General features: G+C 65.7%; 13 protein-coding genes. 3 read left to right on the forward strand and 10 right to left on the reverse strand.

Annotated features, from left to right (window positions below):
* Positions 1-59: 59 nt before the first annotated feature.
* The 6 genes from JWQ90_RS17430 to JWQ90_RS17455 all read right to left on the reverse strand — a co-directional run bounded on the left by JWQ90_RS17430 (position 60) and on the right by JWQ90_RS17455 (position 9824).
* Positions 60-1646, reverse strand: a complete 1587-nt coding sequence (locus JWQ90_RS17430; RefSeq protein WP_299696269.1) for a thioredoxin family protein — start codon at positions 1644-1646, stop codon at positions 60-62.
* Between the two features lie 2 nt (positions 1647-1648).
* Positions 1649-5482: a phosphoribosylformylglycinamidine synthase gene (gene purL / locus JWQ90_RS17435; protein ID WP_299696270.1), complete on the reverse strand. Its 3834-nt coding sequence runs from the start codon at positions 5480-5482 to the stop codon at positions 1649-1651.
* Positions 5483-5622: 140 nt separating this feature from the next.
* A complete protein-coding gene (locus JWQ90_RS17440) occupies positions 5623-6384 on the reverse strand; it encodes an MBL fold metallo-hydrolase (RefSeq protein WP_299696271.1) in 762 nt (253 codons plus the stop codon).
* Positions 6384-6719, reverse strand: coding sequence for a DUF1820 family protein (locus JWQ90_RS17445; RefSeq protein ID WP_299696272.1), 336 nt, complete (start codon positions 6717-6719; stop codon positions 6384-6386). Before JWQ90_RS17445 ends, JWQ90_RS17440 begins: the two co-directional genes overlap by 1 nt.
* 54 nt (positions 6720-6773) lie before the next feature.
* On the reverse strand, positions 6774-8765 hold the full coding sequence (locus JWQ90_RS17450) for a pilus assembly protein TadG-related protein (protein ID WP_299696273.1): 1992 nt from the start codon (positions 8763-8765) through the stop codon (positions 6774-6776).
* Between the two features lie 111 nt (positions 8766-8876).
* A complete protein-coding gene (locus tag JWQ90_RS17455; protein WP_299696274.1) occupies positions 8877-9824 on the reverse strand; it encodes an outer membrane beta-barrel protein in 948 nt (315 codons plus the stop codon).
* Positions 9825-9985: 161 nt separating this feature from the next.
* On the opposite strand from JWQ90_RS17455, the gene JWQ90_RS17460 reads away from it, so the two are divergent.
* Both JWQ90_RS17460 and JWQ90_RS17465 read left to right on the forward strand, forming a co-directional pair.
* The gene (locus JWQ90_RS17460; protein WP_299696275.1) at positions 9986-10792 is read left to right on the forward strand and encodes a D-hexose-6-phosphate mutarotase; all 807 of its coding nucleotides are present in this window, start codon (positions 9986-9988) and stop codon (positions 10790-10792) included.
* Positions 10793-10809: 17 nt separating this feature from the next.
* Positions 10810-11271 carry an NAD(P)H-dependent oxidoreductase gene (locus tag JWQ90_RS17465; protein WP_299696276.1) on the forward strand — a complete coding sequence of 154 codons (462 nt, stop codon included), beginning with the start codon at positions 10810-10812 and terminating at the stop codon, positions 11269-11271.
* 264 nt (positions 11272-11535) lie between these two features.
* Here the strand turns inward: JWQ90_RS17465 and JWQ90_RS17470 are convergent, their stop codons facing one another.
* Positions 11536-12429: a LysR family transcriptional regulator gene (locus tag JWQ90_RS17470; protein ID WP_299696277.1), complete on the reverse strand. Its 894-nt coding sequence runs from the start codon at positions 12427-12429 to the stop codon at positions 11536-11538.
* Positions 12430-12547: 118 nt separating this feature from the next.
* Between JWQ90_RS17470 and JWQ90_RS17475 the strand changes: the two genes are divergently transcribed.
* Positions 12548-13030: an SET domain-containing protein-lysine N-methyltransferase gene (locus tag JWQ90_RS17475; protein ID WP_299696278.1), complete on the forward strand. Its 483-nt coding sequence runs from the start codon at positions 12548-12550 to the stop codon at positions 13028-13030.
* Positions 13031-13122: 92 nt separating this feature from the next.
* Here the strand turns inward: JWQ90_RS17475 and JWQ90_RS17480 are convergent, their stop codons facing one another.
* From JWQ90_RS17480 to JWQ90_RS17490, 3 genes are read right to left on the reverse strand one after another with little or no spacing between them, the layout of a single operon-like run.
* Complete coding sequence (locus JWQ90_RS17480) at positions 13123-14307, reverse strand: acetyl-CoA C-acyltransferase (RefSeq protein ID WP_299696279.1); 1185 nt, start codon at positions 14305-14307, stop codon at positions 13123-13125.
* 36 nt (positions 14308-14343) lie between these two features.
* A complete protein-coding gene (locus JWQ90_RS17485; RefSeq protein WP_299696280.1) occupies positions 14344-15372 on the reverse strand; it encodes a phosphotransferase family protein in 1029 nt (342 codons plus the stop codon).
* 25 nt (positions 15373-15397) lie between these two features.
* Positions 15398-15718 (reverse strand): 2Fe-2S iron-sulfur cluster-binding protein, encoded by a 321-nt coding sequence (locus tag JWQ90_RS17490; protein ID WP_299696281.1) that lies wholly within the window; start codon positions 15716-15718, stop codon positions 15398-15400.
* Positions 15719-15873 lie beyond the last annotated feature (155 nt).

Raw genomic sequence — 15873 nt, forward strand, 5'->3', positions numbered from 1 at the left:
CACCGCGAACCCCAACAGCGGTTCGCAGCAATGTTGGGGTTCGCGGTGCTCACCCCAACCTACGCCAGCCAGCTCTTGCAACTGCCCAGCGCTTCGGAATCCGCCGGCAACTTGCCGCAGACGCCGTCCATATGCGTGCGCAGGCGCTGCAGCACCGGCGCCTGCCGGTTCGACGCGCTCCAGCCCTTGAGCGACACCGCCAGCTTGTCGAAACGCATGCGCGTGCGCTGGTAGTAGCTGTCCGGATTCGCGGCAATCTCGTCGATCACCTGCGTCGTCGCGGTCTCGATGGTCCTCGCATCCTGGGGCTCGAGTTCGATCAGCCCGCGGACGTAGGCGACGCCCCATTGCGCGCGCGTCGCGGGGCCGTCGGACGCATCGTAAGCCTTGCGCAGCCAGTCGGCGGCCTGCTTGTTGTCGCCGCGCTCTTTCGCGAGATCGGAAAGATGCGGCATGTAGTAGTACGGCGCCTGCGACTTCGGCAACTCGGCGAGCAGCATCTGTTCGGCCTGCGCGTTGTCGCCGACGGTCTGCAGCAGATCGGCCGCGGTGCTGATCACCGCCTGACGCTCGAACGGCGTCTTCGACTGGGCATCGGCCCAGGCGGCACGGCGGCGCACCTTGTCGATCAGCGCCGGCGGCAGCGGCGCTTTCTCGCCGCTCTGCAGATGCGCCAGATCGATCTCGGCGGTGACCGCATCGAGACGGTCCAGCACCGGCAGGTTGTCGTTGGCATAGACGCGGTCCATCGCCTGGGTCAGCGCCTCGCTCAACTGGCGCCGCGGCTCCGACCCGGCGGCGCTCGCCGCCGCGATCATCGTGGCTCCGTCATACGACAGCTCGGCATGATTCGCCCGAAGCTGCGCACGGTCCTGCATCACCGACAGCAGCAGCGTCTGCGCGGCGGCCTGCTGCCCGGCCGGCAGTGCGGTCGCGGGCTTGTCGGCCTCGCGTGCCGCAGTCGCCAGCGCCAGGATCGCGAAGCGTGGACGCAGCGCGTCTACCGGGCAGGCGTCCGCCAGCTTTTGCAGCAACTGCGCGCCCTGCCCGGCTCCGGACAGGCGATCGAGATCGACATCCCAGCCGTAATTGGCGAGCAGCATCCAGTCGTTGGCGCTCAGCTGGTCCGGCGATTTTAGCGCGCGATCACGCAGTTCCGCCGCGGTCGCGGTCTGCCGCTGTGCCATCGCCAGCACTTTCGGGAACTGCTCGACGTCGGTGCCGCCGGAGATGCGCGTCAGCTCGGTGCGATCGCTGCGCAGCACGATCAGCGTCGGATAGCCGACGATGCCGAAGTACTCGCCCCAGCGCTGCGCGCCCGGTGAATCGCCGTCAAGATGCACGGCGACGAACTGCAGCGTCTGCTGGATGAAGGCCGGACGCTTGAACACCGTCGCCTTCAGCTGGTTGCAGGGCGGGCACCAGCGCGCGCCCCAGTACAGCAGTACCGGTTTATTTTTCTCTTTGGCCTCGGCGAAAGCCTCGTCGACATTGCCTTCGCGCCAGTCGATTTCAGAAGGAATCAGCGCCGCCGGCACGAAGGCGACTTCCTTCGCCGGCGACGCTTCCGGCTCTTTCCTGTGGCAGGCGGCGAGCGACAACAGCACGCCGATTCCGGCGAAACAAATCTTGATCGTAGGCTTCATGCTCAGCCGACCCAGCGGCGTGCGTTCTGGAACATGCGGAACCACGGCGTCCTGCCATCGAAAGCTTGCGGCCACCAGGAGCCGGTGACACCGTGAATCGTGCGCTCGGCGTGCGGCATCAGGATGGTGATGCGGCCGTCGTCGTTGCAGACCGAGGTGAGTCCCTCCGGCGAGCCGTTCGGGTTCGCCGGATACCTGGTCGCGATGCGGCCGTGATTGTCGATGAAGCGCATCGCGATCTGGCCGGCAGCCTGCAGCGTTTTCAGATCGCTGTCATGGGTGAAAACCGCAAGGCCTTCGCCGTGCGCGATCGCAATCGGCAGACGCGAGCCCGCCATGCCGTCGAACAGCATCGACTTGCTCTGCAGCACCTCGACCATGCCCCAGCGCGCTTCGAACTGCTCGGATGCGTTGCGGCGGAAAGCCGGCCATGCAGCCGCACCGGGCACGATGTCCTTCAGCGCCGCGAACATCTGGCAGCCGTTGCAGACACCGAGCGCGAACTTGGCCGGGTCGGCCAGAAACGCGGCGAATTCCTCGCGCCCGCGCTGCGAGAACAAAATGGTCTTGGCCCAGCCCTGCCCGGCTCCGAGCACGTCGCCATAAGAGAAACCGCCGCAGGCGGCGAGGCCGCTGAATGCACTCAAACGAACGCGGCCTTCGAGCACGTCGGACATGTGTACGTCGACGGATTCGAAACCGGCGGCCTGGAACGCGTAGGCCATTTCGATGTGACCGTTGACGCCCTGCTCGCGCAGGATCGCGACGCGCGGACGCTTGCCCAGCACCGCCGGCGCGGCGCCGATATCGAACGTCAGATGCAGGCTCAGGCCTGGATCGCCAGCCTCACCGATCGCGTCGAATTCCTCGCGCGCGCAATCCGGGTTGTCGCGCAGCGCGGCGATGCGATAGCTGGTCTCGGCCCAGGTCTTGTGCAGGCTCTGGCGCGGCTCGTCGAGCACGGTCCGGCCGGCAACGTTGATGACGATGCGATCACTGGCGTTGAGCGTGCCGATGTCCGTCGCGGTGATGCCTGCAGCCCGGGTTTTCGCGAGGATGCCGCCCAGGTCTTCGCTGCGAACCTGCAGTACCAGGCCCAGCTCCTCACAGAACAGTGTCGCCGCCGCATCGCGGCCGGCGAGTTCGACCGACACGCCGACATGGCCGGCGAAACTCATCTCGGCCAGCGTCACGAACAAGCCGCCATCGGAACGATCATGGCAGGCCAGGATCTTGTTCTGGGTGTTGAGCCACTGCACCAGCATGAACACCGTGCTCAGCTGCTCGGGATGATCCAGATCCGGCGCGGTCTCGCCGACCTGACCGAACACCTGTGCCAGCGCCGAGCCGCCGATGCGGTTCTTGCCGTTGCCCAAATCGATCAGCAGCAGACGCGTATCGCCGGCGTCGCTGCGCAGCTGCGGCGTCAGCGTGCGGCGCACGTCGGCCACCGGCGCGAACGCCGAGATGATCGCGGTCACCGGCGCGGTCTGAGCGCGCGCCGCGCCGTTCTCGCTCCACAGCGACTTCATCGACAGCGAATCCTTGCCGACCGGGATCGCGATGCCCAGCCTGGGGCACAGCTCTTCGCCGATCGCCTTCACCGCGTCGAACAGGCGCGCGTCCTCGTCATTCTGGCCACAGGCCGCCATCCAGTTGGCCGACAGGCGAATGTCTTCGATGCGCACGATGCTGGCCGACATGATGTTGGTGATGGCCTCGCCGACCGCCATGCGCGACGACGCGGCCGCGTCGAGCAGCGCCAGCAGCGGCCGCTCGCCCATCGCCATCGCCTCGCCCGTGCTCGCTTCGAAGCCGGTCGCGGTGACCGCGCAATCGGCAACCGGAACCTGCCAGGGGCCCACCATCTGGTCGCGCACCGACAAGCCGCCGACCGTGCGGTCGCCGATCGTGATCAGGAAATTCTTTGCCGCGATCGTCGGCAGCTTGAGCAGGCGCTGCGCGGCGTCGGCGATATCGATGGCGCTGGTATCGAACGCGCGCGTCAGCGATTTCTCGCGCCGCGTATTGCGCTGCATGCGCGGCGGCTTGCCGAGCAGCACCGGCATCGGCATGTCGACGGCGCGCGCATCGCCCAGCGCGTCTTCGACGATCAGCTGACGCTCGGCGGTGGCGACGCCGACCACCGCATACGGGCAGCGTTCGCGAGCGCAGGCGGCTTCGAGCATCGCCAGGCCTTCCGGCTTCAGCGCGAGCACGTAGCGCTCCTGCGATTCGTTGCACCAGATTTCCATCGGCGACAGCGAGGGATCGGCGCTCAGCACGTCGCGCAGCTGGAAGCGGCCGCCGCGATCGTCGGCATGCACCAGCTCGGGCAGCGCGTTGGAGATGCCGCCGGCGCCGACGTCGTGTATCGACAGGATCGGATTGGCATCGCCCAGAGCCCAGCAGGCATCGATGACCTCCTGGCAGCGGCGTTCCAGCTCCGGATTCGCGCGCTGCACCGAGGCAAAGTCCAGAGCCTCGTGACTGCTGCCGGTGGCCATCGAACTCGCGGCGCCGCCGCCCAGACCGATCAGCATCGCCGGCCCGCCGAGCACCACCAGCCTGGCGCCTTCGACGACCTCTTGCTTGAGCACGTTGCCGGCGCGGATGCTGCCGTAGCCGCCGGCGATCATGATCGGCTTGTGATAGCCGCGGTTGCGGCCATCGGCGGTGATCGCCTCGAACGTGCGGAAATAACCGTTGAGATTGGGACGGCCGAACTCGTTGTTGTAGGCGGCCGCGCCGAGCGGCGCATCGATCATGATCTGCAGCGCCGAGGCCATCCGTGTCGGCCGCGACAGCGCGGCCTCCCAGGGCTGCTCGAAGCCGGGAATGCGCAGATTGGCGACGGTAAAACCGGCGAGCCCGGCCTTGGGCCGCGAGCCGGTGCCGGTCGCGGCCTCGTCGCGGATTTCGCCGCCGGCACCGGTGGCGGCGCCCGGGTGCGGCGAGATACCGGTGGGGTGATTGTGCGTCTCGACCTTCATCAGGATGTGCACCGGCTCGTCGTGGCCGCGATACACGTGATCGGCGTCGGCGAACAGGCGCATCGCCGTGTGGCCTTCGATCACCGAGGAGTTATCGGTGTAAGCGGACAGCACACCCTGCGGCGAGGCCGCATGCGTCAGCCGGATCATCTGGAACAACGAATGCGGCTGCACCGCGCCGTCGACGGTGAATTCGGCGTTGAAGATCTTGTGGCGGCAATGCTCGGAATTGACCTGCGCGAACATCATCAGCTCGGCGTCGGTCGGGTTCTTGCCGGCGCGCGTGTAATGCGCGGCGAGGTACTCGATCTCCTGCTCCGACAGCGCCAGGCCCCAGTCCGCATTCGCAGCGGCGAGCGCGGCGGCGCCGCTGCCGAGCACGTCGACGCTGCGCAGCGGCCGCCGCGGCGGCGTCGCAAAGACGTTCTGCAGTGCAGTGACATCGCTCAGCACCGACTCCATCATCGGATCGTGCAGCAGCGCCTGCGCAGCCAGCGACAGTTCGCCGATGCCTTCAAACCGATAGGCACGGCCGCGCTCGATTCGCTTGACGCCGACGAGCCCGCAAACGCTCGCGATGTCGGTGGCCTTGGACGACCAAGGCGACAAGGTGCCGACGCGCGGCACGACGAATAGCGACAGCGCAGCTTTCGGGAACGCTGCGGGGCCTTCACCGACCAGTTGACGCAGATCGGCTGCCGAGGTCGATTCGGCATCGACCAGGTAAAAATCCAGAACCTTCAGCGCGCTCAGGCCGGGAGCCAGCGGGCGGAGTTCATCAAACAGGCGCTGAAGACGGAAGGAAGAAAGACTTGCGGTGCCGGGCAATACGAGCAGGGGCATCGACGATCCTGGTGCACAGGGGCTGCAATTGAGGCCGCTATTGTCTCATACGGAATCAAGCTCCCGTAGGTCGGCAATCCCTTGCCGACGTGTACGATCGATACGCAACCGGGGCCTCACGTCGGCAAAGGATTGCCGACCTACGCAACCTCGCGCCAGGCCAGTCCCTCGTCCTGACCCGCGCAGACGATCCAGTCGGCAGCCGACTGCATCGCGTCGCGGGCCGCCCGCAGCGCCAGCTCCGGCGTATTGTTGGTTTCCGACAGATGCGTGAGCACCAGATGCTGCAAGCGGCTGCGGTCGACGCCGCGCAGCAGCGCCGCGGACTGCTCGTTGCTCAGATGCCCAAGCCCGCCACCGACACGATGCTTCAGGCTGTACGGATACGGGCCGGCGGCCAGCATCGCGCTGTCGTGATTGCATTCCAGCATCAGCGCATCGCAACGATCCAGCATCAGCTGCATGTAGGGCGTCACCGCGCCGGCATCGGACAGGATGCCGACGCGCAGCCCGCGGTACGCGAACACGTACTGGCAGGGCTCGCGCGCATCGTGCGGCACCGGATAGGGCTGCACGTGAAGGTCGCCGATGCTCCAGTCCGCATGCGGGCTGAACAGGCGGACCTGCTCGACTCGGTGCTCCCCCCAGGCCGAGCAAGTCCCGGGCGTCATCCAGACCTCGATGCCGTGCCGCCGCGCCAGCCGGGCGACACCGCCGAGATGATCGCCATGCTCGTGCGTGACCAGGATCGCCGAAATCGAACCCGGCTCGATGCCGAGCCGCTGCAGCCGCGATTCGGTGACGCCGAGGTTGAAACCGCAGTCGACCAGCACGCGAGTAGCGCCGGCCTCGATCAGCGTGGCATTGCCACGGCTGCCGGAGCCGAGCATCGCGAAACGCATCACCGGCGCGTCAGATCGGGGTTGGTGTACGTTGGAAACGGCATGACCTTGGAACCGCCGTCACTGCCGCCAACGATCCGCGCCGCGCCCTGCTTGCTGACCTCGTCGATGCGGATCACCGCATGCAGCGGCACGTAGAAGCGCTCGACATTCTCGAACTCGGTCTTCAGCCGCTCCTCGGACGGATCGACCACCACGGTCGTGCGCTCGCCGAACACCAGCTTCTCGACCTCGACGAAGCCCGGCATGCTGCCATGGCTGACCTGGCGCGCGTAGATCTCGTAGATCTGGTTCTGGTTGTGGAAGCTGATGCGGTAGAGACGGGTGCTGGTCATCCGCTGCGGCATGAGTGACGGAACGCGGAGTATATCGGCTACATCTCGTCCGGCTTACTCGGGAACCTGACAACCGGTCGAGCCGGCACCGCCCGGAATACAGACCGCCGTCTTGGTCGGCCGGCCCACCTGGACGCTGTACATCGTCACCGTACCGGTTCCGGTCTGGATCCCCAGAGCGTCCAGTACCGGGTTGACCAGACTCGCGACCAGACCGTTTACCAAGTCGAGCAGCGGCTGGATAAGCTGTTCGGCAGTGGTCAACAGACCGGCAACCGTGGCGCCGATCGCTCCGAGCGTACCCGATCCACTCGGAATCACGGACAAGCCAAGGTTCAGAGTGATACTGATCGGCGCGCCGACGGTCTGCGGATTCGCCGCGACCGGCGTCACTGGCTGGACCGCCGCACTTCCCAGTGCGCCGTACACGAGCGGAACGCCAGCCGGTGCGTCCAAGCGCTCGAACATCGTTACATCCTGTAACGGGCGGACTCCGGAATCGCTGACGCCAAGCGACGTCAGGCCGAGGTGCACGGTTTCGACGATGGTGCCCAGCGGTCGCAGACCGACGGTTAGCGTGAGCACGTCCCAGCCGGTCGTCGAGCGGTCCAGCGGCGGCGAATACGTCGCTGTCGGCGTTCCCGAAAACGTACCGATATCGACATCCGCCAGCGAGGTCGAGGCGCTCAGCTGCGCAATCGGCATACCGTTGTTGATCGAGGGACAAACGACGCCGTCCAGATAGGCCGTGGCTGCGGCGACTGAAACATCGATGCCGATATTCAGCGAGTCGCTGACGTCCAGAACCAGCGTGACACCGAGCAATTTCAGCAAGTTGCCAGCGCCATTGATGATAATGCTCAGCTGACGAGTCAACTCGGTCAGCAATTGGTCGGCCTTGATCCGCACTTCGATCCGTATCTGCGAAGTGCTCGCCTTGGCGAACCCCGGGCGTGCAACCCCACTGGACTGTGCCGGCTGCAATATCCGCAAATAGGCGGTGACGGTCGCGACACTGGGAATGGAAAGCTCGATCGGCAACTCAATCGGCATTACCGCACCGTCTTCTCCCGCGTGCGCAGCGGCACCCAGCGCCATAATTAAATCGAGCGCATTGATGAAGGGCACCGCGCCGGCAACGTCATCTACGGCGCCGAGCACCTGCCCTAGTGGGATTTCGTTGCGGTTGCCGGCGGACGCCGCCGCCAGGTTAAGCAGCAGCCCTGTAACCGAACTGCTGACGGTACCCGAAAGACTACCAGCGAGCCCATTGAGCGCATCTGACAGTACGATCGTCTTTGTTGATAGCTCAAGAGGGTCAGACAAGTCTTTGACGCTGACACCAACCGCCGTCGAAAGCTGTCCTAGCGAGATCGAGGTATTGGCGAGCCCGGTCGAGTAGGAAACGACATTGAGACTGATCACGTTCGCCTGGCAGACAGTGTCACCGGCCGGACACAGCAGGCCGCCCAGCACCTGATTCAATAGACCGCCTTTGAGGCTTAGCAGTGTCGACCCGACAGTAAAGCTGCCGGTCAACGGCTGCTCGGCCGTTGCCGAAACCCGCAGCGTATTTCCACCGGTCAGAAAGCCGGTGAAAGGCGTCGGCTGGGGGCGCGTCAGGTTGACCCTGATCGCAGTAATGCCCGGATCGCCCTCGACCAGGGGCTTGAAGACCCGTAGATCGTTCTGGGTCACCATCGTACCCAACTCGACCGGAACGTAGCCGTTGATGCCAGAGGTCAGATAAGTCGAGTCGCCGCCATTGCTGACGATGAAGTTGCTGACCAGCGAGGTGACCTCAGTCAGGCCGCCAAGCGTACCGTTGCTGTTTGGTCCGGCGCAGCCGCTTGCGAATTGCACACCGGCAACCGCAGCCAGATTCGCCATCCTCTGCAAATCACGCTGCGTGTAATAAAGCCGCCCGGTCTCGATCGCCAGAAACGCGGCCGTCAGCAGCGCGACGATGGATACGCCGACCCAAATGGCGACCGCACCCCGTTGGTAGGCAGTTACCCGCACATTTCGCTGCATCCTGCCGCCCATGACCGCTCCCGTGATCGTGGCGGCATTACGCCCCAAAACCCGAACCGCGGTTCGGATGTTCCGTCGAGCGGTCGGGTTTGCGCCGATGACCGTGCCGGCGCGGCGCGAATGCTAGCCGCCGAAGCGCCAGATCAGCGAGGTCAGCAGGCCTTCACGGGCGCCGAGTGCGTACTCGCCCTGCAGCGTCCAGCGCCGGGTGATGTCCCAGTTGACGCCGGCGAGGTAGCTCCAGTCGTGGTCGTTCTTCTGCGACAGTGAGTAGTCGAAAGTGATTTCGGCGGGGATGTCGCTGCCGCTCGGCGCTCCGGTTTCGAACACAGTCTGGCTGTTGATCTCCACCTTGCTGTCGACGAAGCTGGCGCCGCCGTAAACCGACACGACACCGCCGGTCTGCGTGGTAAAGCGCCAGCCCAACCGCGGTGAGGCGGTGAACGTGGTCACCTTGGTGTCTCCGCCGCTGGCGTCGCTGGTGGCGTAGATCAGTCCCAGCAAGGCAAAAGCCGGCCCGCGCGCGGCGGCAAGCAGCGCACCGCCGCCGTAGTTCAGCGCGTCCGAGTCGCGGTCGATGGTGCCGGTGAAGTTGCGGTCGCAGAAGGCGGGCCGGTCAGTCGCGTCGTCGCAGGCGGTGGAGCCGTAGTAGTCCGCGACCTCGGAGCCGTTGACCGAGTAGTCGACCTTGAGCTTGTTGCTGGCCTGGCCGACGAAGGCGAACACATCCAGAAACGGCAGCAGCCAGACGTCGCCCTTGACCAGCACGCTGCTGGACTTGATGTCGGAGTGGCCCAGGTGCAGCAGGCTGCTCGCGCTGGTCGGATTGCCGTTGGCGGTGACGTCGAGGTTGTCGAGCACCAGATCCTGCTTGGTATCCGAATAGACCACGGCGAGGCCATAGGGCATCGGCAGACTTTCACCCCGATTGGCGGCGAGGTCCTTCATGAACGGCGGGCCCTCGGCATGGGCCGGGGCAGCGGCGGCCATCAGCGCGGCGATCAGCGCCGGCAGACCGCAGTTCGCGGGGATATTGCGCAGCCGCAACGGCTGCAGGGGACGAGAGTGCATGAAATAGCTCCTTTAAGTTCTGTGATCGCTGGCTTGCCTGTGGACGACGATCGGCTCTTGGACGGGCTCCCCCCGGCTCCACACCATGCAGTGTCCGTACCGCTTGAGCCGCCCCATACTAAGACCAACGCCAGTAAAGCCCCACTACAAGACGCCCGCCGATGAACCTTTCCCCGTCCCTGCACCTGCAATCCACCGACGGCGCCAGCGCCGAGATCCATGCGCAGGGCGCCCATCTGAGTTCCTGGCGCAGCGCCTCGGGTGTCGAGCAGCTGTTCCTGAGCACGCGATCCGCTTTTGCTCCCGGGGTCGCGATCCGCGGCGGCATACCGGTGATTTTTCCGCAGTTCGCCGGCGAAGGACCGCTGCCCAAACACGGCTTCGCACGCAGCCGCCTGTGGACACTGCTTGAACAGCAGGCCGATCGCGCGCGCTGGTCACTCGAATCCAGCGCGGCGAGTCTGGCGATATGGCCGCAGGCTTTCCGCTGCGAACTGGCCATCGAAATCGGTGGATCGCAGCTGCAGGTCGAGCTGAGCGTGTTGAACACCGGCGAGACGCCGATGCAATTCACCGCCGCGCTGCACACCTATCTGCGTGTGGCCGCGATCGACGAGGTACGCGTGCTCGGTCTGCAGGGTCTGCGTTATCGCGATTCGGCTCAGGGAAGCGCGGAGTTCGTCGAACTGGGCGAACAGCTCGCGATCGTAGGCGAAGTCGACCGCATCTATTTCGATGCGCCGCCGCAGCTCGAGCTGATCCAGCCGAGTAGCCGGCTGCTGATCGGGCAGCGCGGATTCACCGATACCGTGGTGTGGAATCCGGGTGCCGAAAAAGGCGCGGCGCTCGCGGACCTGGAGGTCGACGGCTACCGCCGCATGCTCTGCATCGAAGCCGCGACGGTCGGCCGGCCGGTGCACCTGGCGCCGGGCGAGCGCTGGGCCGGCTCGCAGACACTGCGCGCCTGAGCCGGCGAATCAACCCGATGAAGAAGCAACTGCTGCTGGTGTACGCAAGCCAGAGCGGGCGCACGCGGCAGCTGATCGATGCCGCACTGGACGGTGCCGCCGAGTTCGCCGACGAAGTCGAATGCCGGCTGCTGCACGGTCTGCAGGCCGGTGTCGACGAGTTGATGAGCTGCGACGGCCTGCTGATCGGCACGCCGGAAAATTTCGGCTACATGAGCGGCGCGATCAAGGACTTTCTGGATCGCACCTACTATCCCTGCGAAGGCCGGCGCATCGGCCTGCCTTATGCGCTGCTGATCAGCGCCGGCAACGACGGCAGCGGCGCGCTGCGCGGCATCGAGCGCATCGCGAGCGGCTTTGCGTGGAAGGCAGTGGCGGAGCCGTTGATCGTGATCGGCGAGCCGGACCAGGCCGCGCTGCAGCGTGCACGGGAGATCGGGCAGACGCTGGCGGCGGGACTGAGCATCGGCGCGTTTTGAGAGACGGCGGGTCGTGACCCCAATGACACTACCTTAAGCGTTGCAGTCCCTTCTCCCGCTTGCGTTCGATGCTGCCCCGAAGGGGCGGATGAGGGGCTGTTCGGCGGGAATAAGCCCCTCACCCGGCGCTCCGCGCCACCCTCTCCCGCAAGCGGGAGAGGGGATTTTCTTCTTAAGGTAGTGCCATTGGGGTCGTGACCCGCCCTACGATCCGCATCTTGTAGGGCGGGTCATGACCCGCCGTTTTTCCGTCAAAACCAAAAATCAAGGCAGCGGCGAATCCGGCGCCCAGACTTCGCGGATGATGCCGACCATCGCCTGGATGATCGGGTCGTCGCTGCGTTCCCTGGCGTGGATGAACTGCAGCTTGGTCGCCAGGCGCACATCGCCCCACAGCATGACTTCGCCGGAGCGTGCGCGCTCCATCGCCTTTTCTTCGCGCATCAGCGCGATGCCCAGGCCGGCAATCGCCAGCGAGCTGATCACGGCCTCGTGATCGGCCTCGACGATGCGCGAGGGCCGCACGCCGTGCTGCTTGAACAGGCCGCTGATCAGCTCGTGATGCGTACTGATCGGCGGTGGAATCACCCAGGGCTGGGTCGCGATCTCTTCGAAGCTATTGGTCTTCAGCCGGTCTTTCCAGGCGCTCGGCACGGCGATGCGGAACACCACTTCGCGCAGCGGCACCGACACCACGTCGGAATGGCTCAGATCACCATAGTAGAAGCTCGCGTCCAGGCCGCCGTCGCGGACCATCTCGAAAGCCTCGCCGGTGACCACGTGATGGAACTCGATCTCCACCAGCGGATAACGGCTCATGGTCGCGCTCATGAACGGCGCGACGCGGATGAAATCGGGGTCGGAGACGGTGCCGACGCGGACGATGCCGCCGATCTCGCCCTTGATCGCGCGCGCCTCGTTGCGCATCGCCTGCGCCGCCGACAGCACTTTCTCGGCCATCGGCAGCAGGCGGCGGCCAGCCGCGGTCAGCATCATGCCGGCCGGCGTGCGCTCGAACAGCGGGGTCGCAAAGGTGTCTTCGAGCGCGCGGATCTGCGCCGACAGCGCCGGCTGGCTGATATGCAGCTTCTCTGCCGCGCGCGTCAGGTGGCGCATCTCGGCCACGGCGATGAAACTTCTAAGCTGGTACAACTCCATGAGGTTCTCGGGTCGCCTGTCGGCGGTGCGCTCTGAGGGTCGCCATTATGCCTGTGCCGGCGACTTTCCCGCTGCGCTTCGGCTGACGCACAATACCCGCAGTCCAGCCGCGAATCCCATGACCCGATCGATCATTGCCCGCCGTTCCCCCATCCACGGCACCGGCGTTTTTGCCGCCCGCACACTCAAAGCCGGAACCGAGGTTATCGAGTATCGGGGCAGGCTGATTACCCACGCCTACGCCGACCGTCATTACGGCGACGGCGGCGAGACCGGCCACACCTTCCTGTTCACGCTCAACGAGCGCTACATCATCGACGCCAACGTCGATGGCTCCGATGCGCGCTGGATCAACTACAGCTGCGACCCCAACTGTCAGGCGGTGCTGCACGAGGACGACAAGGGCCGGCCGAAGAAGGACCGCGTGATCATAGAAGCACTACGCGATATCAAGCGCGGCGAAGAGCTGACCTACGACTATGGCATCACGCTGGAAGTACGCCAGACCGCGCGGCTGAAAAAGATCTGGGAATGCCGCTGCGGCAGCCCCCAGTGCATCGGCACCATGCTCAAGCCCAAGAGCCGCGTTAAGAAGGCCTGAGCTTTTGTTGCGGGGATGTTGGGGTTCGCTTTGCTCACCCCAACCTACGGGTCGATTGGTAGGTTGGGGTGAGCGCAGCAAACCCCAACGGGTCACATCAGTTCCACCGCCATCGCCGTGCCTTCACCACCGCCGATGCACAGCGTCGCGACGCCGCGCTTGCCGCCGCTGCGCTTGAGCGCGTGCAGCAAGGTCACCAGCACGCGCGCGCCGCTGGCGCCGATCGGATGGCCGAGTGCGCAGGCGCCGCCATGTACGTTGACCTTGTCGTGCGGAATCTTCAGCTCGACCATCGCCGCCATCGGCACCACCGCGAAGGCTTCGTTGATCTCGTAGAGATCCACGTCCTCGGACTTCCAGCCGATGCGCGCAAACAGCTTTTGCATCGCACCGACCGGGGCCGTGGTGAACCAGGCCGGCTCCTGCGCGTGGCTGGCGTGGCCGACGATTCTCGCCAGCGGCTTCAGGCCGCGCTTCGCTGCTTCGCTTTCGCGCATCAGCACCAAGGCCGCGGCGCCGTCGTTGATCGATGAGCTGGAGGCGGCGGTGATCGTGCCGTCTTTCTTGAACGCCGGCTTCAAGGTCGGGATCTTGTCGAGCTTGATCTTGCCCGGGCCTTCGTCGACCGAGACGATGGTTTCACCGCTGCGATCCTTGACCGTCACCGGCACGATTTCGTCGAGAAAGGCGCCGTCCTTGATCGCCGCCTGCGCACGCTGCACCGAGGCGGTGGCAAACGCGTCCTGGGCTTCGCGGCTGAACTGGTACTTGTCGGCGCACTGCTCGCCGAAGGTGCCCATCGAGCGGCCCGCTTCGTAGGCGTCTTCCAGGCCGTCGAGCATCATGCTGTCGAAGATCTGCGAGTGGCCCATGCGGTAGCCTGCGCGGCCCTTGCTCATCAGGTAGGGCGCACCGGTCATGCTCTCCATGCCGCCGGCGACGACAATCTCGGCGCTTCCGGCCAGGATCGCGTCGTGAGCAATCATCACCGCCTTCATTCCCGAGCCGCAGACCTTGCCGACCGTGGTGCTGGGCGTGCCCATCGGCAGGCCGGCTTTCAGCGCCGCCTGGCGCGCCGGCGCCTGGCCGACACCAGCGGTCAGCACACAGCCCATCAGCACTTCGGAAACCGCGCCCGGCGCCAAGCCGGCACGCTGCAGTGCCGCGCGGATCGCGGTGGCGCCGAGTTCGGGCACCGGCACATCCTTGAACGCGCCCTGGAAGGCGCCCATCGGCGTACGGATTGCGGAGACGATGACGACAGGATCGGCGGACATGGGTTTTTACTCCTTAAAGATCTGTGGAACCGGCGCTCAGGCGCCGTCGACGAGCTGCATCGCGCGTTGCGAGAACACCGCGCCCAGACGGCCGACCTGTTCGGCGTTGTCGGCGACCGCGATACCCTGCCTGGCTCGCGCAGCGATGCCTTCGAAAATCACCGCGATGCGGAACAGCGCGAATACGAAATGGAACTGCTGAATCGGCTCCTGGCGCCTCGACACACGGTAGTAGTCGGCAATGTGCTCGGCCTCGCTGGGGATGCCGAGCGCGGCCAGCTCCAAACCGCGCAGGCCGTAGTACTCGTCGGCTGCGGTGTGCCAGGCGATGCAGTGATAAGCCAGGTCGGCCAGCGGATGGCCGAGCGTGGAAAGCTCCCAGTCGAGCACCGCGATCACGCGCGGCTCGGTGGGATGGAACATCAGGTTGCCGGCGCGATAGTCGCCGTGCGCGATGCTGGATTCATCGCCGGGCGGGATGTTCGCCGGCAGCCATTCCAGCAGGCGCTCCAGCGAGGGATTGTCGCTGACCTTGGTGTCGCGCCACTGCTTGCCCCAGCGGTTGATCTGGCGCTGGAAATAATTGCCCGGCTTGCCGTAGTCGCCCAGGCCTATCGCGGCGAAATCGACGTTGTGCAGTCGCGCCAGGGTCTCGGCCATCGAGCGATACATCTGGCGGCGCTCGGCCGGCGTCACGCCCGGCAGCTCGTAGCTGGCGAACACGCGGCCTTCCAGGCATTCCATCACGTAGAACGGCGTGCCGACGATGTCGCGCTCGGCATGGAAGAACAGCACCACCGGCACCGGCACGTCGGTGGCGGCCAGCGCGTGCATGATCCGCGCCTCGCGGTCCACCGCGTGCGCGCCCGGCAGGATGTCGGGGCCGGGCTGCTTGCGCAGCACCAGCCTGCGATTGTCGAAGTCAACGAAGAACGTCGGGTTCGACTGCCCGCCACCGATCCGCTGCAGGCGCATCCCGCCCTGCAGGCCCGGCAGCTTCAGACGGAGAAACCGCTCCAGGGTCGCCGCATCGAATTCAAGGCGGCTGGGCGTGGGGCTGCTCATGTTTCGCGGTTGCGGATCGCGCGGCTCAGAACTGGCTGACGGGCAGCTCGACCACCAGCCCATCGACATCCGGGTTCACATTGATCTGGCAGGTCAGCCGGCTGGTCGGCCTGACATTGAGCGCGCCCTCGAGCATCATCTCTTCATCTTCCTGCTTGGCCGGGAGCTTGGCGGCCCATTCCGGCGCGACGTAACCGTGGCAAGTCGCGCAGCTGCAGCAGCCGCCGCAATCGCCGACGATGCCGGGCACCATATTGTCGACGGCCACCTGCATCACCGACTTGCCGATCGGCGCCTCGACGACGTGCTTGGTTCCGTTGTGTTCGATGAAGGTGATTTGGGGCATGTGTCCTCAGCCGCGTGGGGGGCCGGCCTGGGGCGCGGCAAGAATGCGCATTGTACCTCGGCGCTCCCGGTTGCGATCCCGGTTGCGATCCCCATACGCACCGACCATGCCGGCCGGGCGTGGCAGAATCGCCCGATCCGTCCCGCCCACAGGAG

It is taken from the genome of Hydrocarboniphaga sp. (assembly GCF_028291725.1).
GTDB lineage: Bacteria > Pseudomonadota > Gammaproteobacteria > Nevskiales > Nevskiaceae > Hydrocarboniphaga.